General features: G+C 65.2%; 20 protein-coding genes, 1 tRNA gene and 1 pseudogene. 14 read left to right on the top strand and 8 right to left on the bottom strand.

The features are described 5' to 3' along the window. The 6 genes from GOOTI_RS10540 to GOOTI_RS10520 all read left to right on the top strand — a co-directional run. A partial coding sequence (locus tag GOOTI_RS10540; RefSeq protein WP_007238572.1) for a helix-turn-helix domain-containing protein occupies window positions 1-339 on the top strand: 339 nt, incomplete at its 5' end. Between the two features lie 191 nt (window positions 340-530). Continuing rightward, complete coding sequence (locus GOOTI_RS10535) at window positions 531-1,478, top strand: AraC family transcriptional regulator (protein ID WP_083835895.1); 948 nt, start codon at window positions 531-533, stop codon at window positions 1,476-1,478. A gap of 29 nt (window positions 1,479-1,507) precedes the next feature. Beyond that, window positions 1,508-2,269 (top strand): hypothetical protein, encoded by a 762-nt coding sequence (locus tag GOOTI_RS10530; RefSeq protein WP_007238570.1) that lies wholly within the window; start codon window positions 1,508-1,510, stop codon window positions 2,267-2,269. Beyond that, a complete protein-coding gene (locus tag GOOTI_RS27245; RefSeq protein ID WP_051997936.1) occupies window positions 2,270-2,506 on the top strand; it encodes a helix-turn-helix domain-containing protein in 237 nt (78 codons plus the stop codon). It begins immediately after the preceding gene. Then, window positions 2,503-3,549, top strand: coding sequence for an AraC family transcriptional regulator (locus GOOTI_RS10525; RefSeq protein ID WP_007238569.1), 1,047 nt, complete (start codon window positions 2,503-2,505; stop codon window positions 3,547-3,549). The genes GOOTI_RS27245 and GOOTI_RS10525 overlap by 4 nt, the downstream gene beginning before the upstream one ends. Window positions 3,550-3,561: 12 nt before the next feature. Further along, complete coding sequence (locus GOOTI_RS10520; protein WP_007238568.1) at window positions 3,562-4,923, top strand: dipeptidase; 1,362 nt, start codon at window positions 3,562-3,564, stop codon at window positions 4,921-4,923. A gap of 4 nt (window positions 4,924-4,927) precedes the next feature. Here the strand turns inward: GOOTI_RS10520 and mdlC are convergent, their stop codons facing one another. The 4 genes from mdlC to GOOTI_RS10500 all read right to left on the bottom strand — a co-directional run bounded on the left by mdlC (window position 4,928) and on the right by GOOTI_RS10500 (window position 8,958). After that, entirely contained in the window at window positions 4,928-6,562 is a 1,635-nt protein-coding gene (mdlC, locus tag GOOTI_RS10515) for a benzoylformate decarboxylase (RefSeq protein WP_007238567.1), read from the bottom strand. A gap of 59 nt (window positions 6,563-6,621) precedes the next feature. Then, the gene (locus tag GOOTI_RS10510) at window positions 6,622-7,674 is read right to left on the bottom strand and encodes an acyl-CoA dehydrogenase family protein (protein ID WP_007238566.1); all 1,053 of its coding nucleotides are present in this window, start codon (window positions 7,672-7,674) and stop codon (window positions 6,622-6,624) included. A gap of 64 nt (window positions 7,675-7,738) precedes the next feature. Continuing rightward, window positions 7,739-8,371, bottom strand: coding sequence for a lipocalin family protein (locus GOOTI_RS10505; RefSeq protein WP_007238565.1), 633 nt, complete (start codon window positions 8,369-8,371; stop codon window positions 7,739-7,741). A 179-nt stretch (window positions 8,372-8,550) separates the two neighbouring features. Further along, window positions 8,551-8,958 carry a DUF7144 family membrane protein gene (locus tag GOOTI_RS10500; protein WP_007238564.1) on the bottom strand — a complete coding sequence of 136 codons (408 nt, stop codon included), beginning with the start codon at window positions 8,956-8,958 and terminating at the stop codon, window positions 8,551-8,553. A 317-nt stretch (window positions 8,959-9,275) separates the two neighbouring features. On the opposite strand from GOOTI_RS10500, the gene GOOTI_RS10495 reads away from it, so the two are divergent. Next, window positions 9,276-9,349, top strand: a tRNA-Pro gene (locus GOOTI_RS10495). Window positions 9,350-9,486: 137 nt separating this feature from the next. Here the strand turns inward: GOOTI_RS10495 and GOOTI_RS10490 are convergent. Together GOOTI_RS10490 and GOOTI_RS10485 are read right to left on the bottom strand one after the other, a co-directional pair. Then, complete coding sequence (locus tag GOOTI_RS10490; protein ID WP_007238563.1) at window positions 9,487-10,512, bottom strand: metallophosphoesterase; 1,026 nt, start codon at window positions 10,510-10,512, stop codon at window positions 9,487-9,489. Window positions 10,513-10,592: 80 nt separating this feature from the next. Next, window positions 10,593-13,046 (bottom strand): penicillin-binding protein, encoded by a 2,454-nt coding sequence (locus tag GOOTI_RS10485; protein WP_039993910.1) that lies wholly within the window; start codon window positions 13,044-13,046, stop codon window positions 10,593-10,595. 391 nt (window positions 13,047-13,437) lie between these two features. Here GOOTI_RS10485 and GOOTI_RS10480 point away from each other — a divergent pair, with 391 nt between their 5' ends. Then, window positions 13,438-13,749 (top strand): WhiB family transcriptional regulator, encoded by a 312-nt coding sequence (locus tag GOOTI_RS10480; RefSeq protein ID WP_039993908.1) that lies wholly within the window; start codon window positions 13,438-13,440, stop codon window positions 13,747-13,749. 69 nt (window positions 13,750-13,818) lie between these two features. Here the strand turns inward: GOOTI_RS10480 and bagB are convergent, their stop codons facing one another. Beyond that, complete coding sequence (bagB, locus tag GOOTI_RS10475) at window positions 13,819-14,922, bottom strand: ArsA family ATPase (protein ID WP_039993911.1); 1,104 nt, start codon at window positions 14,920-14,922, stop codon at window positions 13,819-13,821. Continuing rightward, a complete protein-coding gene (bagA, locus tag GOOTI_RS10470; protein WP_007238559.1) occupies window positions 14,922-15,965 on the bottom strand; it encodes an ATPase BagA in 1,044 nt (347 codons plus the stop codon). Before bagA ends, bagB begins: the two co-directional genes overlap by 1 nt. Window positions 15,966-16,008: 43 nt before the next feature. On the opposite strand from bagA, the gene sp36 reads away from it, so the two are divergent. The 6 genes and pseudogenes from sp36 to GOOTI_RS10445 all read left to right on the top strand — a co-directional run. Next, complete coding sequence (gene sp36, locus GOOTI_RS25525; protein WP_005208255.1) at window positions 16,009-16,173, top strand: Sp36 family protein; 165 nt, start codon at window positions 16,009-16,011, stop codon at window positions 16,171-16,173. Between the two features lie 10 nt (window positions 16,174-16,183). Beyond that, complete coding sequence (locus GOOTI_RS10465) at window positions 16,184-16,660, top strand: RidA family protein (RefSeq protein ID WP_007238558.1); 477 nt, start codon at window positions 16,184-16,186, stop codon at window positions 16,658-16,660. A gap of 43 nt (window positions 16,661-16,703) precedes the next feature. Further along, window positions 16,704-17,468 carry a sulfite exporter TauE/SafE family protein gene (locus tag GOOTI_RS10460; RefSeq protein ID WP_007238557.1) on the top strand — a complete coding sequence of 255 codons (765 nt, stop codon included), beginning with the start codon at window positions 16,704-16,706 and terminating at the stop codon, window positions 17,466-17,468. Window positions 17,469-17,539: 71 nt separating this feature from the next. Then, window positions 17,540-17,758 (top strand): NfeD C-terminal domain-containing protein, encoded by a 219-nt coding sequence (locus tag GOOTI_RS10455; protein WP_007238556.1) that lies wholly within the window; start codon window positions 17,540-17,542, stop codon window positions 17,756-17,758. A 92-nt stretch (window positions 17,759-17,850) separates the two neighbouring features. Next, window positions 17,851-18,972 (top strand): flotillin family protein, encoded by a 1,122-nt coding sequence (locus GOOTI_RS10450; RefSeq protein WP_007238555.1) that lies wholly within the window; start codon window positions 17,851-17,853, stop codon window positions 18,970-18,972. Window positions 18,973-19,030: 58 nt separating this feature from the next. Next, window positions 19,031-19,307: pseudogene (locus tag GOOTI_RS10445) on the top strand (MBL fold metallo-hydrolase); the annotation flags it as partial.

Genomic DNA, 19,307 nt, shown 5'->3' with positions numbered 1-19,307 from the left:
CTCGACAGCCCGTCGATCCTGCGTGAACGCGTCTCGGAGGTGATCGACCGCAATTACCGGGATCCCGCGTTCGACGCCGATACCCTGGCGGCGATGCTGCACCTCAGCCGTCGGCAACTCTATCGGCGACTCTCGGGGTTCGACGAGTCGCCGGCCGAGATGATCGCGCAGCGACGCCTGGACAGGGCGCACGAGTTGCTCTCCTGTGCAGGTACATTCGGACTCAAAGCCGTTGCCCGGGCATCCGGGTTCTCCTCCGTGGCGACGTTGCGCAACCGTTTCACGGCGCGGTACGGGATGACCCCTGTCGAATTCAGACAGCAGGCTGGGCTCGGATGACGACTGAAGCACCTTCTGGTGGACTGTGTCGCGAGTCGGCGAGCGGTTCGACTCGGAGGAGATACTCCGGGACAACCCATCCCGTTGCCACCGGCGGTCTGGCACCGTCGGACGTGGCTCGTTGGCGATCAAAACTCGGACTGTCGCGGGCGGTGCCGGCGCCGGAAGCCTATGCCGGCAGGACCGGCCTCATGCGCTACTCGGCAAACGCGATCCCCGGCGCCGCCGGTGCGGATGTGTTCGAAGCACTGGTGTACCGACGTGCGTTGTCGAGCGTGCACGTGCGCGCGGAGTTGTCGACGGCGCGCCGGATCTGTCGTTCGGAAGCTTCCGTCGAGCGGTCGAGGAGCGGCCTGGTCGCCGTCGTACTGAACGGGGTGGCCGGTTGTAGTCATATCGAGCAGCACGGTCGGGTGCACACGATCGGACCGGGTGAGGCGGCGATCATCCACATGGATGTGCCGTTCACGAACTGGACGACGTCTGTCTCGGACTTCACGGCCGTGCTCATACCGGAAGCCGAGATCGGTGTGTCACAACGCTGTGGTGATCAAGTGCTCCTCGGCGTACCCAACGGACCATTGGCCAGGGGAACCGCGATGTTTCTCCGACGGTTCGTCGTCGACGCCGCCGTCGGTTTGCACCCCGCCCCTGATGCGGACACCGAGCGCGTGGTCATCGACCTGATACGCGCGACACTGAGCCGGCAAGACCTCGACTCGCGACGATTGATCGACAGCGCGCGGTCGGTGAAGGACTCCGTACGTGACCTGATCGAGAAGCGCTACTCCGACCCTGCCTTCTGCGCCGATGTGCTCGCGCGGGAACTCTTCATGAGCCGACGCCACCTGTATCGACACTTCGACTCCGAGGAGTCGACACCCGCCCGGCTCATCGCCACCCGTCGCCTGGCCAGGGCACGGGAACTGCTGGCGGAGGAAGTACCTGCCCCTCTGCAGCAGATCGCGCTACGGTCGGGTTACGCCTCGGCGAGCACGCTGCGGAGCCGCTTTCGGGCGGAGTACGACCTCTCCCCCCGGGAGTACCGCGAGAGCATCACTGCCCAGCGAGCCGCCGGGATGGCCTGCTCAGGTCCTGTGAATCACGGCCATCCCGTCGAGGACGACGTGTACGAATGAACCCCGCGAGATTGGAGGGGACTGCCTGAATGAGTGAGTCGTTGACGCCAGACGTGGTGACTGCGTGGCGTCGCCGCGCGGGTGTGTCCGAGACACCCGGTCCGAACCCGACCAGACGGCTGCACCGCGTCGGTGCGGCAGGATTGGCGGAGTACCTACCAGCTCTGGAGGTCACGCCACTCACCGATGTCGAGTGGGAGGAGTACGCCTACTGGCGCCCGTTATCGGTGCTCATGGCGTTCGCGTTGTTGCGGACGCCGTGTGCGACCGCGAGGTCCGAGCGACTCATCGGCGACTACCCTTCGGATTTCGTGATTGTGGCGACACAGCGACTGCCGGTGTCCGCGACCCTGGACCTAGACGGCCGACACTGTTCGTTGGGCGCCGATGACCGGCTGGTGATCACCGACAACAGGGCTCCGTACACGTACAGCTCTTCGGTCGTGGCCGATCCGGTGGGTATCTGGGTGCCGACCGAACTTCTCGCAAGCGAACTGGAGCCCGGGGAACAGGCGTTGGGCCCGATCATCTCCGGGTCGCCGTTCGCCAGCGCAGTCGCGGCGTTCATCATGAATCTCGCTTACGCGTCAGCGGTCCGCGGTGCCGACATCGATCTGGAGACCGAACTGGGCGCCGTCGACCTGGTACGGACCGTGATACGCCAACACACTCTGACGGCGCTGCGGGTTGGTGACAACGCACGTTTCGTTCGCGAGGCGGCCATGCGATTGATCGACGAGAACTATCGCGATCCCGATTTCGACGTCGATGAGATCGCCCGGCGGCTCTAAATGAGTCGTCGCCAGCTGTACAGGCAGTTGGCGACGGCAGGATTCTCGCCGGCGGAATCGATCGTCGAACGGCGTCTGGAGTTGGCGCATCGCATGCTGGCCGACACCGATGGACTCAGCGTCGCCCATGTCGCGAAATATGCGGGATTCGTCTCGACCGGTGCTCTGCGGAACCGCTTCCGAGCGCGTTATGGAATGACACCCAACGAGTTTCGACAGAAGGCGGCTCATCCATGACCGCTGATGCCCCGACAGGTCTCGATGACAATGTGATTGCGGCGTGGAAGCGCGCGCTCGGTGCTGCCGAGCCCGACACGTCGATGACGCTTCGTGGTAAGCGGGGTATTGAGCAGTATTCGAGGGCCTTCGGGCGGGCCACAGTGCGCGATCCCGAGGCGTTCAGTGTCACCGTCTTCTACCGGCCGCTGTCGATCATCCACACTCTGTGTGAGCTGTCGACACCGCGTCGGACCGAGCGAACCGCGGAAGATGTTGCGGCCCAAGCCGACCAGCCTCTCGTCATAGCGGCGGTCCATCGTCTGCGTGGGACACTTCACCTCACGCAGTATGGGACCGAGAAGCGCTACGGGTCCGACCAGTTGGTACTCACCAGTACTGCGAGCCCATTCGTCGGGAGGTTCGACACGGTGTGCGAGTCGGTGATGCTGATGATCCCGGCTGAAAGGATGGCGCCTGAGCTGAACTCGACGACAGGACATGTGCTGCCATCGGTTGCGACCTCGACATTCGGTTTGGCGACAGCAGGTTTCGTGCGGGCGCTGGCTGTGGAAGCGGCGGCGCAGGGCAGGCAGATCGACGAGGACGACGAACTCGCCGCGATCAGCCTGATCCGCAACACTCTCGGGCACGACACGGCGCTACCGACGCACAACTCGCGTGCCGTACTCGCCGCGGCGCGCGAGGCGATCGACCGACATTTCGCCGATCCCGATTTCACCGCAGACTCGTTGGCTGAGCTGCTCGAGATCGGGCGGCGTCAGTTGTACCGCCACTTCTCCGGTAGTGGGCAGACGCCGGCTCAGTGCATCTCCGACCGGCGCCTCGAACACGCTCGCCATCTGGTCGACACCCACCCCGCAATGACGGTCGACGCCATCGCACGCCGGTCGGGATTCACCTCGTCGGCCACGCTGCGCAATCGCTTCCGACAGGAGTTCGGCACGAGTCTGCGCGAGTACCAGCTGAGCCGACAGCACCGGCTGGATGTCACGGAGGGTGAGGACGGAGTTCGTCGGCGTGACACACACGCCTGGATGTGAGTTACTCGAAGTATGACCGCATCGACGGACCTCGAAACCCTGCGTAGCCGTGTACGTGACCTGATGCCGCAGACCAAAAGCGACCTCGCGGAGATGGTCGCATTCAAGTCGGTCTTCGATCCCGCGGGTGAGCCGCCGCCGGATTGCGATGCGATGGTCGACTGGCTGATCGCGGCGTTCACCGACCTCGGTGTGCACGACGTCGAAGCGCATGTGACCTCCGACGGCAGTAAGGCGGTGACAGGGCACATCCCCGGTCCGCCTGATGCGCCGACCGTGTTGCTCTATTTCCATCACGACGTGCAGCCGCCGATGGACGACGGCGGCGAGTGGAAGTCTCCCGCCTGGACGCTCACCGAGCGTGACGGACGGTGGTACGGGCGCGGTGCCGCCGACTGCAAGGGCAACATCGCGGTTCATCTGACGGCCCTGCGCGCACTCGCGGGTGGAGCCTCGGTGAACATCAAGATCATCGGTGAAGGGTCGGAGGAGCAGGGTTCCGGGGGCATCGAGAACTTCGTGCCAGAACATCCCGAACTACTCGAAGCGGATGCCATTCTCATCTGCGACTCCGGCAACTGTGCTGTCGGGCAACCGACGCTGACGACGAGTCTGCGGGGCATCGCGAACGTGGTCGTCAGCGTCGAGACACTAAAATCTGCGATGCATTCCGGAATGTTCGGGGGCGCGGCACCCGACGCGCTGGCCGCGCTGATCGCCATGTTGGCCAGCCTGCGTGACGAGCACGGGAACACCACCGTGCGCGGTCTGGATTCCACCCAGGAGTTCGACGGCATCGACTATCCCGCAGAGAATTTCCGACGTGACGCCACCGTCCTCGACGGCGTGGACATCGTTGGCTCCGGCCGTATCTCGGACATGGTGTGGGCCCGGCCCGCGGCGACCGTACTGGGAATCGACTGCTCACCGGTTGCCGGATCGTCCGCCGCGGTGACGCCGCGAGCGCGGGCCCGTATCAACCTCCGGGTACCACCCGGTATGGACGCGAAGACCGCGCAGGACGCGTTGATCGCGCATCTCGAAGAGGTCGCGCCATGGCACGTGAAGGTGTCGATCGAGCGCGAGGCGATCGGGGCGCCGTTCTCCGGTTCGACCGAGGGGCCTGCCTTCGACGCACTGGTCGACGCGATGGGGACCGCCTACGGGCGCGAGGTCGTGATGCAGGGGCAGGGCGGCTCCATTCCGCTGTGCACCGTGTTGCAGGAGACCTTCCCCGACGCCGAGATCATGCTGCTCGGCGTCGAGGAACCGTCGTGTCTGATCCACGCTCCGAACGAGAGCGTCGATCCGTCGGAGATCGAGAATCTCGCGCTTGCCGAGGCGCTGTTCCTGCGGGACTACGTCAAAAAGTAGCCGCTCAGAGCAGTGACGGAACAGTCGGATCCACGGGGACCTCGATGAGCGTGGGGCCCGTGCGGTCTGCGGCGTCGTCGAGGGCTCGGCGCACCTCGGCGGCGCTGCACGCCACCACGCCGGTGACGCCGTAGCCCTCGGCCAGGCGCGCGGTGTGGAGGCCGGGCAGATCGAGGCCGGGCACATGTGGTGACTTCTCCTGTGCGCCGAACGATTTGAGGATGGCGTACTCGGCGTTGGCAAGAACGAGGATGACCAGCGGCAGTGAGTGCTGTGCCGCGGTGTAGAGCGCCTGGATGGTGTACTGGATCGACCCGTCGCCCATCATCGCGAGCACAGGTCGATTGCGTCCCGAATCCCGTTCTGCAAGAGCAATTCCCACGCTCGCCGGCAGTCCGAATCCCAGGGCCCCGCTGGCAAACGTGAAGAACGAGTCGGGCGCGGTGATCGGCCATTCTGCATGGAGGTCGGCGAGATTCGACGGCGATTCCTCGACGAGCACCGTGTCGGCGGGAACGTGTGCGCGGACTATCGAGAACAGTGCCCTGGGCGTCAGCGGCGTGGTGTCGTCGAGGTTGCCCTCGACAGGTGGTTCGGCGCAGCGGTGCGGCGCCATCCGGTGTTCGCGACAGGTGATCGACGCGGTGGTCTCGCGCGGAGTGACCAGTGCGGCAAGTGATTCGAGAGCCAGCACCGGATCGGAGATCAGGCTGTCGCCGACCGGTGCTCGGGACGATTCGTCCGGATCGGAGGTGATATGGAGCAGCCGGGAACCCGCCGGGATGTAGTCGCCGGGAACCCACGGGTAGTAGCGGAAGACGGGAGCACCCACCACGACGATGACGTCATGGCCCGAGAGTGCGGTGGACAACGGTCCCTGTGCGAATGGTAGGCCACCTGCGTAGAGCGGGTGGTCCTCGGGAAACGGTGCACGTTCGGAGGCAGGTGCGGCATAGATCGGCGCTGCCACGCGTTCGGCGAGCGCGACGGCCTGCGCCCATCCGTCGCCGCGCGCGATGTCGGCGCCGTAGACCAACACTGGATTCTGGGCATGCGAAAGAGCGTGCGCGAACTCGGCGATGAGTGTCGGGTCGGGAGCGACTCTCGTGGTCACCTGCCGGATCACCGCGGGCGCAGCGACTTCGGCATCCCAGTCGTCGAGCGGCAGCGACAGGAAGACCGGGCCCGCGGGCGGTTGCAGCGCGGTGGCGATAGCCCGCATGAAGGCGGCGGGGATGTCCTGCGGGCGTACGGGCTGATATGCCCATTTGGTCCACGGACGCGTCAGCGCCTCGGGTGCGGGATTGGTCAACCACGGCTCGAGAAGCAGCATCTCGCGCGTCTGTTGACCCGCGGTGACGATCAATGGGGTGTGGTTGGCGGCAGCGGTGAGCAGACCGCCCATCCCGTTGCTGATCCCGGCCGCCGTGTGCACGTTGACCAGTACCGGGCGTCGCATCGCCTGCGCGTAACCGTCGGCGGCCGAGATCACCGTCTCCTCGTGCAGTCCGAGAACGAAGTCGAAGTCGTCCGGGAAGTCCTGCAGGAACGTTTCCTCTGTCGACCCCGGATTGCCGAACACCGTGGTGATCCCGAGTTCGCGCAACAGTTGGTAGGTCGCGTCCCGGACTGTGGTCATCGATGTTTCCCTTCGATGTGATCGATCACTGGTTCCCCGACACGCAGGCGCTCAGTCGGTCAGCCGTCGTCGTTCAGGCCGCTGAAACGTTGTAGCAGAAGATCTTTCAGTTCCGGTCTACTCGCGGCCACGAGAGTGAACGTGGCCTCGCGCGACAACCTGTCGGCGTCGCTGCCGGCGATGAGGGCGCGCCCGCCGTCGGCGGCGACGAGGGCTGCGGCAGCGTCGACCCCGAGTTGTGCGCCGTCGGCGCGGGCCGCGAGCAGAGCGTCGGCGTCGTCGAGCGAACCGTCGAGACGGGTACGGATCTCGCTCCCCCGCTCACGCAGTCGGCGTGCCTGGGCGGTCGCACCCGTACGGTCGAGCAGTGCCGTGCAGCGGCGGAGGATTCCGAATGGCAGGGCGCCGTTGAGCCGTATGCCGGTGTTCTGGGTGGCGAAGAAGTCGTCGAGTGCCACCTGGCCGACCACAAGGGCGTTCGGCACGGGCAGGGAGTCGATCCGCAGGCTGACAGTATGTGAGGCATTGCCCGCGGTGAGACGCATGGGGGAGACGGTGATCGCGGCCGACATCGGGTGCGTGGGCACGATCGCGGCGACGACGTCATCGGTGTCGACGTCGCGTGCCGAGATCTGGAGTACGTCGATGTTGCCCCACCCGCTGACGAACGGCGCGTAGCCGGAGAACACCCACCCGGCTTCGGTGCGGGTCGCGCTCATGCGTGGCGGCGTCGGCACAGCCCCGGCATAGGCGACGCCTGCACGAGTGCGGCCTGTCACCGTCTCCGCGAGAAGTTCGTCGCGGAGGGCCTGGTTCGACGTGTGCGCCAGCGAGATGACCACACCGTGATGCTGCAACCAGGTGAACGCTGTGGAGAGACAGCCGCTGGTCAGCGTCTCGATGATCTCGATGACCTGCGTGAACTCGAGTCCCGGCCCGCCTGCGGTCTCCGGCGCCGCAATCCCGTACAGTCCCGCGTCGGCAAGAGCGGTCCAGTGGTTGGCCGGGATCTCGCCGGTTCGGTCGACTTCGGCGGCGTCGGGAAACAGCAGATCGTCGGCGATGCGGTAGGCGGAGTCGATGAGCGCGGTCGTGCTTGGCCGAGTGTCCACTCGTCCAAGCCTAACCGCGGTATCGCGTCACGACTCTGTCACGAGACGCGGCGCCGCAGTGGTGTCAGACGGTGCACTGCGGCGAGTAGTCCGACCTGCCGCCGGTGATCGGCGAGATCAGGAACGTGCACGAATTGAAGCCCAACGATTCGGTCTTCAGGCGCAGCATGTGCAGTTGCGCATTGCTCACGACTTTCTCACGGGAAAGAACGAAACCCGACAACCGGAAGGGATCGCCGACAATGGCGTATTCATACGGGCCCGAGGGGTCTTTGCCATCGGCAACCCAGGCGATCACGTAATTGGGAAAAGAGCCGGTGTTGATCGTGTTCGGGATTCCCGGAAAGGAGACCGCCAGCGCGGCATTGCTCTTCTTGGGATCGACGACGGTTGCCTTCCCCTTGATGCCGTCGGGCTGGCCGGTGAAACTCGTGCACTTGTTGTCGACCCCGACCGTCGTCGGATTGATCAGGGTGTAGGTGGCGTTGGTGTCCTTCGCGCAGCGGAGACCGTAGAACGCCGGAATGGTGGCCTGCTGCCACCAGGTTCCGAGATAGCGCTCGACGTCGAGGTTTTTGACGGGCTGCAGTGTGGTGTCGGCCCGTGCAGGCGTCGTCGCCGACAGAAGTGCTGTCGTGACTGCGAGCAGTGAGGCGGCGACCACGACGAGGATCCGAACGGCGCGGGGCGTGTGCATCGGGTAACTCCTGGTGTCGGTGTTGTGAGCGCGGAACGATCCAGGATTCGACGCCGACGCCACCGTGGATGGGTGGTCGCCATCACGCGGCGCGACCCACCGGTCGACGACCCTGCTGACATGTCGGAGCGGACGGACCCTCGAGGGACCGTCCGCTCCTGGCCGTCGAGATCAACAGATCAGACGACGTCCGGTTCCCACGTCGAGACGGCCCAGATGACGACGAGGTCGAGGACGATGATCAGGATCGCCCACCAGGGGTTGTAGGGCAACCACAGGAACTGGGCGATGATCGAGAGCGAGGCGATGATGATCGCCGACACCCTCGCCCATCCGGAACCGACCGCCAGGCCGCCTGCGACGACGATGGCGATGATGCCGATGATCAGGTGGATCCAGCCCCACGTGGAGAGATTGAACTTGTAGATGTAGTCAGGGGTGGCGACGTAGACGTTGTCGCCCGCGATCGCGGAGATTCCGGCAAAGACGCCGACAATGCCGGCGACGAAAAGCAATGCGGCGGCGACGACGGTGATTCCGAATGCGGTACCTTGCTTTGCCTCGTACTTTTCGAACTCACTACTCATGTGCCCGTACCTTTCCCACTGTCGATTCCGATGAACTGGTCGCGCTGGTCAAAAGATGTCGTTCTGAATTGGACATTAGTGACCAGCGGGACGCATGTGCTCTTTTGCGGAACAGTGATGCCAAACCTTGTCTCAGAATCCGTTGTTCCGAGTCCTTGTGGTCGGGATGCGTGTTTGGTCACGCTGGCCGGGGCCGCATCGGAGTCCGGCGTCGTGGGCAGTACTTCCGAGCGATCGGATGTGCACCTCGTCGGCGGTGTTGACCAGGCGATTTAGTGGCTGGGCGCTCGCGGGGGTAAGCTATCGCAGGTTGCACACGGGGTGTGGCGCAGCTTGGTAGCGCGCTTCGTTCGGGACGAAGAGGTCGTGGGTTCGAATCCCGCCACCCCGACTGAGGATGACGGCATGTATCGCATCCGCTCGGTACTTCTTGTGGTTGAGAAGCAGTAGAAGCCCTGACCCGGAGAAATCCAGGTCAGGGCTTCCTTGTTGTGAGAGGCTTCGTCGTCTGCGGCCCCGGCGAGCTGATCAGCTCGTTTCGGATGCCAACTGCGGCAACGAGTGGTCTTCGTCGAATTCCGCGTCGCCGTGGGAGACGGGCGTCAGTGTGAGCAGACTCGCCTCCGGACGACAGCAGAAACGTGCAGGCGCCCACGGGGAGGTGCCGAGGCCCGCACTGACGTGCAACTTCATCGCCGTTCCCCAATTCGACGGTCCCTTGACGCGCGACCGATCGAGGTGGCAGTTGGTGACAATTGCGCCGACGCCCGGCAGACAGAGCTGTCCACCGTGCGTGTGGCCGGCCATGACGAGGTCGTAGCCGTCGTCGGCGAAACGATCGAGGACACGCGGCTCCGGGGAGTGTGTCAGTCCGAGACGCAGATGCGCGAGCGGGTTCGGTCGGCCGGCGATGGTGTCGTAGCGGTCGCGCTCGATGTGCGGGTCGTCGACACCCGATGCCACCACCCGGACTCCGGAGACCTCGAGCTCGCGGACGGTGTGCGTCGCGTCGAGCCAACCACGCTCGATGAACGCGGCGCGCAGATCCTGCCACGGCAGCGGAGTCCCGTGGGTGCGCTCGTGGTCGGTCTTGAAGTACTTGAGCGGGTTCTTGGGACTGGGGCCGAAGTAGTCGTTCGAGCCGAACACGAACAGTCCCGGGCGCGAGAGCAGGCCGCCGAGCGACTGGATCACCGCGGGCACGGCACCGGGGTGCGCGAGATTGTCGCCGGTGTTGACCACGAGATCGGGCTCGAGTGACTCGAGTTCGGACACCCACGCCTGCTTCAGTCGCTGGTTGGGCATCATGTGCAGGTCGCTGATGTGCAGTACACGCAGCGGTGCCGCGCCCGGTTCGAGAACGGACATGGTGGCGTGCCGCAACGTGAAGGCGTTGCGCTCGATCACTGTCGAATAGAAGAGCCCGCCTGCAGCGAGGCCTGCCGCCGCGCCGACGGAACGTGCGACGCGATGCGACGTCAGCGGCCGGCGAACCGACCCGGAGGAAAACGCGGCCCGCAATCTGGATGCGGCATCCGAGTGGACATCAGACATTCACCCAGGATACTCGCCAGCGCAGGAGCGCTACCACCTCGAAGGCTGCCATCTCAGCCAGTCGACGTCGGCGGCCCCACTCAGCCGGGAAGCTGGATGACCACCGGACCGACCCCGGGCACCTGCACGGTCGTCTGCGTCGGACCGGAATCGTCCCCGTTGTCGCCCTTGCGGCCGTTGCTGACGTAAATCGTGATCGTGCTGCCGGGCATCGCGGAGTCGGATGGCGCTGTGAACACCACCGTCCCCTGCTTGCGGCTGCTGTCGACCTCGAGCTGGTTCACCTTGAAACCGGCACCCTGCAGGCGTGAGGTCGCGTCACTCGCCGGTAGGCCGGTGACCTGCGGTATTCGGCCGCTGTTGTTGCCGTTCATGTACCGCGGATCGACGGGCGGAAGGCTGACGGGGCCGAACTTGGTGGCGATCGGCGTCAACGCCGAATACCACGTCCGCGCAGGTTCCATACCGCCGTAGATGTCGCCCTCGCCGCACAGCCGGGCAGGTCCCGAGCAGACGCCCGAGGGGTTGGGGCCGTCGGAGTAGACGTAGGTGGCCGCAGCCATTTGATTCGTGAACCCGACGAACGCCGCCGAGCGATGCGCCTCGGTGGTACCGGTCTTACCCGAGACCGGTAGGTTCCAACCCGCTGCGCCCGCTGCACCTGCCGACGTGCCGCCGCCCTTGTCGTCCTGGCTCATCAGGTTGGCCATCGTGTTCGCCATGCCGGGTTCGACGACGCGCTCGCAGGCAGGCGGATTGAACGCGACCGGGGTGGTCGCAGGCTTTCCGTCGGGGTCCATCACCGGGTTGCTGTACTGATCGCGCTTGATCCTGCTGATGGACTTGATCGGATTGGGCGGGCACCACATGCCACCCGAGCCGAGTGTCGCGGCCACGTTGGAGAGTTCGATCGCGTTGACCGGCCACGGACCGAGCGTGAAGGAACCGAGGTTGCCGTCCTTGACGTACTGCGCGATGCTCTTGTCCCCGTAACCGGACGACCCGGGAACCGTGTACGAGCGCATGCCCAGCCGGACCGCCATGTCGACCGCCGGCTTCACGCCGACCTGCTGGAGCAACTTGACGAACGCCGTGTTGGGTGACTGGGCGAGCGCCTGGGTGATCGACATAGATGCCGGGTACCTGCCGTCGTTCTTGACGCAGTAGTAGTTGGCCGGGCAGCCGAACGCCCCGCCGCTGTCACCCATGCCCTCGACGGCGACGCTGCCCGGGACAGGGATGTTGGAGTTGCCCGGCAGTCCCTTCTCGAGGCCGGCAGCGACGGTGAAGATCTTGAAGACCGACCCCGCGCCGTCGCCGACGAGGGAGAACGGTTGGGGCTGCACGGTCTGCGACGCGTTGGCGTTGAGTCCGTAGTCGCGGCTCGAGGCCATGGACAGGACGTCGTGCGACGTCTGGCCCGGCCTGATGACGCTCATCACGCCCGCGACCCCGTCGGCGTCCGGGCTCACGTTGGCCTGTGCGGACCGAACCGTGTTGCGCTGGACCTCCGGATCGAGAGTGGTCTGGATGATGTAGCCGCCACGCGTGACAGACGAGCGTGACATCCCGTTCTCGGCCAGGAACTGCAGCGCATAGTCGCAGAAGAAACCGTTGTTGTTGGCCCCGATGCAGCCCTGCACCGGAGTTCTCGGCTGAGGCAGAACGCCGAGAGGCGCCTTCTTGGCTGCTTCGAGTTCAGTCCGGCGCTCGGGGAAATTGGTGATCATCGTGTCGAGAACGGTGTTGCGACGCGTTGTCGCGGCCTCGGGATTGCTGTACGGGTTGAGCGCAGAACTCGACTGCACCATGCCTGCGAGCAGGGCGGACTCGCCGACGTCGAGGTCCTTGGCACTCTTGCCGAAATACGTCTGTGCAGCAGCCTCGATGCCGTAGGCGTTGTTTCCGAACGGCACGACGTTGAGGTAACGCGTCACGATCTGTTTCTTCGCCTCTTGCTTGGCCGCGGCGTCGTCGAGTCCCTTGCGCTTGGCCTCGTCGCGCAGCGACTGCTCCATCGTGAGTGCCATGCGCACCTCGCGCAGCTTGCGCGCCGGGGTGGTCTCGATGGCTGCCTGGCGATCGGCCTCGGTGCGTGCGAGAACCAGCAGTTGGTAGTTCTTGATGTACTGCTGATCCAACGTCGACGCACCCTGCTGGACCTCGCCGGACGAGGAGTTCTTGAGGAATGCGCGGATCGTGCCCTTCCAGTCGACGCCGTCGTGTTCGAGAAAGCGTCTGTCCTCGATGGAGATGATCGCTCGGATCATGTCCGGCGAGATGTCGTTGTATCCGACCTGATAGCGGTATTGGTCGAAAAGCCGTGCAATCGGAGTGCCCGCTGCATCGGTCATGGTGGTGACCTCGGGCAGCGTTCCGCTCAACAATTCCGACGAGACATTCTCGACTGCCGACGCCGCGCGATTCGACGCGATACCCACGCCGCTGGCCGCGGGATAGAGCAATCCGGCTACGAGCACGCCGGCCAACACGCATGCCCCTGCGAGCGACCACAGCTTCTTCGACTTCGGCACACCGGACAGGATACGTGTGATTTCTGAGACATCAGCGTGGCCCGCCGGTGAGGTCCCGGATGGTCGGGGCCGGCGCGCGGATTCGCTTGCCAATTGGGGTGCGGGTGACCGCCGCTGGAGCATTTTGTCGGTTTCCCTGCGGGTTTGCACGGTTGTGCCATTTTTCTGCGCGCCAGGGGTTGCGGAGGAATGCACAGATCCTTAGATTGAGTGCAGAATGTGACTCACATAACAACAGAGTCGAGAAGTGGTACGAGCATCTCTGAGTGGCTCGTCCTCACGGATTCGGCGACGTGGAGTGGGTCTGAGCATTCGACGGCAACGACGCAGGGGCGTCGTGAGGGCACCGGCCTCGCACGACGCGCAACAACACAAAGACAGGGGTCGGCTCATGGCGACATCGGCGGTATCGACCAACGAAACTCGATTGACCTGGGTGTCGCGGGCACGCTGCCGCGGGGAGGATCCCGATGAGCTCTTCGTTCGTGGCGCGGCGCAGCGAAAGGCCGCGGTCATCTGCCGTCACTGCCCGGTGCAACTCGAGTGTGGTGCCGACGCTCTCGACAACCGCGTCGAATTCGGTGTGTGGGGTGGCATGACCGAGCGTCAGCGTCGGGCGTTGTTGCGTCAGCATCCCGAGGTGACCTCGTGGGCGGAGTTCTTCGCCGCGCAGCGTCGACGCCGCGAGGTGTCAGCGGGCTGACCGGGGATATCCCTCGGTCCTCCTACGTACGGGGAAACCCTTGCGCAGGAACGAAGTACCGATTGCTGCTCAGCCCCTTCCGGTGATCTCCTCTGCGACAGCGTGTAATGCGTCGAGGTCGGCCACTTCGAACGGGAGCGACGGGACGCCGACGATCGGCACCGTCGGATGAGCTGCGGTGAACCGCTGCAGCAGATGCAGCTCGCGTTTTCCGGTTGCGGCCCGCGCGGCGTGGAGGCGCAGGACGCCGGCCGTGAGGTCGTCGGAGATCTTCTGCAGCGCGACGTGGGCCGCCTCTTCGGAGATGCTCGTGAGATTCGGGTGCGTGCGGTTGAGGATGAGCCCGGCCAGCGGCATCGACTCCTCGCTGAGCCGGTCGACGAAGAACGCCGCCTCGCGTAGTGCGTCGGGCTCTGCCGCCGCAACCACCGCGAACCGGGTGCCCGGCTGTTTGAGCAACTCGTAGGTGCGCAGTGCGCGTTCCTGGAAACCGCCGAACATGGAATCGAGTGACTGCACGAATGTCGCGACGTCGCGCAGCATGTCACCGCCGATGATCGTCGACACGCCACGCATGGCGAGACTCACCGCGCCGGTCACCATGCGGCCCACGCCGCGTCCGCCGCCGACGAGCACCTTCATGAGCCGTCCGGACAGGAACGAGCCGAGGCGCTGCGGGGCGTCGAGGAAGTCCAGCGCATTCCGCGACGGCGGTGTGTCGACGACGATGAGGTCCCAGCGGTCCTGCTCCAACAGTTTCCCGAGCTTCTCCATCGCCATGTACTCCTGCGTGCCGGAGAACGACGACGCGACGGTCTGATAGAAGGAGTTCTCCATGATCGCGGCGGCGCGTTCGGGCGTCGAATGCTCGAGCACCATCTCGTCGAAGGTGCGGCGCATGTCGAGCATCATCGCGTCGAGCGAGCCTCCCTCGACGAGCGGTACGACATCGACAGGCTGGGGGTCGTTGGTGAGTTCGGTCATGCCGAGCGACTGCGCAAGACGTCGGGCGGGGTCGATGGTGAGGACCGCGACCTTCCGGCCGTGCTCGGCTGCGTAGACGGCCATGGCCGCAGCGGTGGTGGTCTTTCCCACACCGCCTGCGCCACAACAGATCACGACGCGGGTCTCGGGGTCGGTGAGGACCGATCCCATCTTGAGATCGAGCGGCATCATGCACCGGCTTTCTGCAGCAGGTCGGCCAATTCGTACAGTGAGCCGAGGTCGATGCCCTCGTCGAGCAGTGGCAGTTCGAGCGTCGGCAACTCGACTTCGTCGAGTTGCGCCTTGGCGACCTGTTGCGCCTGCAGCCTGGTTGCGTGCTCGATGCTCTCGGTGAGCAATCCGGCGAGGTCGCTGTCGGAGACGGGCAGCTGAGCCTCGGCGAGACTGTTCGCGATCCGTGGAGCGTCGATGACCCCCTCGGCGATGGCGTCGATCTGGTCGGCGGGCAGGTACACCGGGCTGACCTTGTTGATGATCAACGTCCCGACTTTGACGTTCTTGGACTGCAATTCGCCGACGGCTTCGACCGTCTCCTGGATGGGCATGGCCTCGAGAAGCGTGACGAGGTGCACGACGGTCTCGTCGGAGTGCAGCAGCCGGGCGACCCCGTCGCTCTGATTGCGGATGGGACCGGTCTTGGCCAGGTCGGCCATGGCGGTGGTGACGTCGAGGAAGTTGCCGATCCGGCCGGTCGGCGGGGCGTCGACCACCACGGCGTCGTAGACGCGGTTCCCGGCTTTGTCGGTGTGGATGATGCGCTCTTTGATCTTGCCGGTGAGTAGGACATCTCGCAGGCCCGGCGCGACCGTCGTGACGAAATCGATTGCGCCGATTCGTTTCATCGCGCGACCGGCGAACCCGAGGTTGTAGAACATGTCGAGGTACTCGAGCAGAGCGTGTTCGATGTCGATGGCCAACGCCCACACCTCACCACCGCCCTCCGCGGTCGCGATCCGTGTGTCGTTGGGCGGAAGCGGCGGGATGTCGAAGAGTTGGGCGATTCCCTGACGCCCCTCGCATTCGACGAGCAGCACCCGTTTGCCGTCTGCGGCCAGCGCCAAGGCGAGTGCCGCGGCGACGGTCGTCTTACCCGTCCCGCCTTTACCGGAGACGAAGTGCAGACGCGCTCGCGAAGCGCTCTCCGGCCACGTGTTGTCCGCTACGTCGGCGGTCTCCTGGTGGGTGCCCCCGTCGGCTGTTCTGTCGGCCACAGGTTCACCTTAGACACTGCACCCCTCGGGATATGGTGGGTCCATGACTGAAGTGACCGCCTGGGAGTACGCGACGGTGCCGCTGCTGACGCACGCGACGAAACAGATTCTCGACACCTGGGGAGCCGACGGCTGGGAATTGGTCAGTGTGCTGCCGGGCCCGACCGGCGAGCAACATGTGGCATATCTGAAGCGACCGAAGGGCTGAGGGGCGATCCATGAGCTGGAGTGAACGGCTGCCGCAGATCGGCATCGTCCTGCCCCCCGCTGCCAAGCCGGTGGCCAATTATGTGCCCGCGGTACGCGTCGGAAACCTCGTCTACACGTCGGGACAACTCCCATTCGTCTCCGGCGCACTCGAGTTCCGGGGCAAGGTCCACGAGGGCGCAGACGGCACCGTGACCCCCGATCAGGCGATCAGTGCCGCAAGACAGTGCACGCTCAATGCGTTGTCGGCGATCGACGCGCTGGTCGGCCTCGACTCGATCACCCGCATCGTGAAGGTGACCGGGTACGTCGCCTCCGGACCCGGCTTCTCCGGTCAACCGCAGGTCCTCAACGGCGCGTCGGATCTCCTCGCCGACATTTTCGGCGACGCCGGAGTCCACGCACGTTCCGCGGTCGGCGTCGCCGAGCTTCCATTGGCATCGCCGGTGGAGGTCGAGCTGATCGTCGAGGTCGCGCCCGAGTCGTGAGGTCGCGGTCTGCGACGACGCTCGTACCGGGGCCTCGCGGTCGGTGAGCGTCGACGTCGTCGCGCTGCTCGTCGCTGCGGTCGCGGCAGGATGGGTCGACGCCGTCGTCGGTGGCGGTGGCCTCATCATGATCCCGGCGTTGTTGATCACCAACCCCGGACTGGTGCCAGCGACTGCGCTCGGGACCAACAAGCTGATGGCGATCTTCGGGACGTCCTCGGCTGCCTGGCGTTACTCCCGTCGGGTGCCGATGGATGTTCGACGCCTCGCTCCGGTCTTCGCCTGCGCGGTGATCTTCTCGGCTCTCGGTGCATTCGTCGCAGGCTTGTTGCCCGCCGAGGTCTTCACTCCGATCGTGCTTGTACTGCTCGTCGCGGTCGGTCTGTTCGTCGCGCTCAATCCGCGTTTCGGCTCGCACGACGTGGCGGGGAAGTCGCGGTGGTCCGTCATCCTCGGGCTGGTGGTCTGCGGTGTCGTCATCGCCTTTTACGACGGCGTGCTCGGCCCGGGCACCGGGACGTTTCTGATCATCACGCTGACCGCGCTTGTCGGAACGAGCTTTCTGGAGAGCTCCGCGATGGCGAAGGTCATCAACACCGGCACCAACCTGGGCGCCCTCGCGGTGTTCGCGGCGCAGGGCCACGTGCTGTGGCTACTCGGGCTGATGCTGGCGGTCGGGAACATCGTGGGCGCGCAACTCGGGTCGCACATGGCACTGGGCCGGGGGAGCTCGTTCGTGCGGTGGGTGCTGCTGGCCGTCGTCGTGGTGATGGTCGCGAAGCTCGGGTACGACCTGTGGAACGAATGAATGCCCCTCAACCACCGTGCCGGGTTGTCGGGTCGCTCCGATAGGGTCGGTGCACCGAATCGAAGTCGGGGGTGAATGCGGTGGTCGGCGCGATCGGTGTGGTGACACTGGGCATCGGCGGCGGTGACTCGCTCGGCGAGGTCGAGCTGCGTATCGCCGGCGGAACCGAGCGGTATCTCGCGCAGGCGCGCGAACCGATCGACGAAGGCGAGGACATACTCGTCATCGGTGTGCTGCCCGGGCGCGTTGTCGACGTCGAACGGTGGATCGCACCACCCGACAGAACCTGACCCGCGCCGAGTCGGACGAAGGAACGACGAGACCGACGCAACGACTTCGACTACGTCATGCTGTACCCGTCCCAACGCAGGAGGAGTGTTCGATGCTCGGCTATCACGTACCCGAACCAGACGAAGCGATGTTGATCTCGGGCAAGAAGTCCGGTGACGAAGGCGCTCCGTTCGTGGTGGTCGTCGGACACGGCAAATGGGTGATGCCGTTCTTCCGCAAGGTGCGTTATCTGTCGATGGCGTTGCACGAAGCGTCTATTCGCGAGGTCTGCGTGACGACGCAGGGCATCCAGTTGAACGTGCGTGCGGTGATCGCACACAAGGTCGGCGGCGACGTCGCGTCGATCGTCAACGCGGGCCAACGCTTCATCTCCGAGCAGGAAGCCGAGATGAATCAGCTCACCGGGCAGGTCTTCTCCGGTCATCTGCGTTCGATCGTCGGGTCGATGACCGTCGAGCAGATCATCCGTGAGCGGGACACGCTCGCCCGCCAGGTCCTCGAGGCGTCGAAGCGGGAGATGGGATCCATCGGGTTGGTCGTCGACTCGTTCCAGATCCAGTCGATCGACGACATGGACTCCGGGTACATCAATGCTCTCGCGGCGCCGAACATCGCCAAGGTGCAGCGTGAGGCTGCGGTCGAGCGGGCCCGCGCCGATCAGGAGGCGGCCAAGGCGCAGCAGGAATCGTTGCGAAACCAGGCCGACTACGAGCGCGAGACGTCGATCAAGCGCGCGGAGATCAAGTCCGAGACCGACAAAGCCAACGCCGAGGCCGCGCAGGCGGGCCCGCTGGCCGAGGCGCGCGTGAACCAGGAGATCATCCGCGAGCAGTCGGTGTTGGCGCAGGCGCAGGCCGATCTCCGTGAGCAGCAACTGATCTCGGAGGTCGTCAAGCCCGCCGAGGCCGAGGCCCGACGTACTCAGATCCTCGCAGAAGCCGAGGCCAAGGCTGTCGAGATCTCCTCGGAGGCCGCGGCGAAGAACAACCGCATCGCTCTCGACCAGCAGTTGATCGACCAGTTGCCCGAGCTCGTCGCCGAGGTCGCCAAGGGACTCGGTTCTGCCAACCTCACCGTGTTCAACGGCGCGGAGGGTGTCAACGAGATCATGACCGGGGTGATCACTCAGGGCGCCGGACTGCTGCGGAGCCTTCAGGAGCAGCTTCAGGCGGGCCCTGTCGTCGAACAGAGCCCGAACGGCTCGGTGCAGTAGGAGCACATTGCCACGGGCGGTGCGATGTGGTTGATGTGAGCCGCATTACCCTGTGTCCATGATGAGTTCAGGCGATCGGGATGACCTTGCCGACACCACATCCGATGCCGCGACGCATCCGGCCTACGGGGTGCTGCGTGAGGTGACGCCGTTCGCGTCGGTGTTGCTGTGCGAGAACCCCGGGATGATGGAGCTCGACGGCACCAACACGTGGGTGCTCCGCGCACCGGGCAGCGACCAGTGCGTGGTCGTCGACCCCGGGCCGCGCAAGCACAAGAAGCACGTCAAGCGGATCGCCGAGCAACCGGGTATCGCGCTCACGCTGATCACCCACC

The sequence above is a fragment of the Gordonia otitidis NBRC 100426 genome (assembly GCF_000248075.1).
In the GTDB taxonomy this organism is placed as follows: Bacteria; Actinomycetota; Actinomycetes; order Mycobacteriales; family Mycobacteriaceae; genus Gordonia; species Gordonia otitidis.
Note: the sequence above shows the minus strand (reverse complement) of the source record. Positions and strands in the feature narration are given on the sequence as shown.

Excerpts from the sequence above, each read along its gene's own strand:
- GOOTI_RS10465 (WP_007238558.1), top strand. The coding sequence starts at position 16,184 with ATGAGCTGGAGTGAACGGCTGCCGCAGATCGGCATCGTCCTGCCCCCC.
- GOOTI_RS10450 (WP_007238555.1), top strand. The coding sequence starts at position 17,851 with ATGCTCGGCTATCACGTACCCGAACCAGACGAAGCGATGTTGATCTCG.
- GOOTI_RS10535 (WP_083835895.1), top strand. The coding sequence starts at position 531 with ATGCGCTACTCGGCAAACGCGATCCCCGGCGCCGCCGGTGCGGATGTG.
- sp36 (WP_005208255.1), top strand. The coding sequence starts at position 16,009 with ATGACTGAAGTGACCGCCTGGGAGTACGCGACGGTGCCGCTGCTGACG.
- GOOTI_RS10530 (WP_007238570.1), top strand. The coding sequence starts at position 1,508 with ATGAGTGAGTCGTTGACGCCAGACGTGGTGACTGCGTGGCGTCGCCGC.
- GOOTI_RS10520 (WP_007238568.1), top strand. The coding sequence starts at position 3,562 with ATGACCGCATCGACGGACCTCGAAACCCTGCGTAGCCGTGTACGTGAC.
- GOOTI_RS27245 (WP_051997936.1), top strand. The coding sequence starts at position 2,270 with ATGAGTCGTCGCCAGCTGTACAGGCAGTTGGCGACGGCAGGATTCTCG.
- mdlC (WP_007238567.1), bottom strand. The coding sequence starts at position 6,562 with ATGACCACAGTCCGGGACGCGACCTACCAACTGTTGCGCGAACTCGGG.
- bagB (WP_039993911.1), bottom strand. The coding sequence starts at position 14,922 with ATGCCGCTCGATCTCAAGATGGGATCGGTCCTCACCGACCCCGAGACC.
- GOOTI_RS10490 (WP_007238563.1), bottom strand. The coding sequence starts at position 10,512 with ATGTCTGATGTCCACTCGGATGCCGCATCCAGATTGCGGGCCGCGTTT.
- GOOTI_RS10500 (WP_007238564.1), bottom strand. The coding sequence starts at position 8,958 with ATGAGTAGTGAGTTCGAAAAGTACGAGGCAAAGCAAGGTACCGCATTC.
- GOOTI_RS10525 (WP_007238569.1), top strand. The coding sequence starts at position 2,503 with ATGACCGCTGATGCCCCGACAGGTCTCGATGACAATGTGATTGCGGCG.
- GOOTI_RS10480 (WP_039993908.1), top strand. The coding sequence starts at position 13,438 with ATGGCGACATCGGCGGTATCGACCAACGAAACTCGATTGACCTGGGTG.
- GOOTI_RS10505 (WP_007238565.1), bottom strand. The coding sequence starts at position 8,371 with ATGCACACGCCCCGCGCCGTTCGGATCCTCGTCGTGGTCGCCGCCTCA.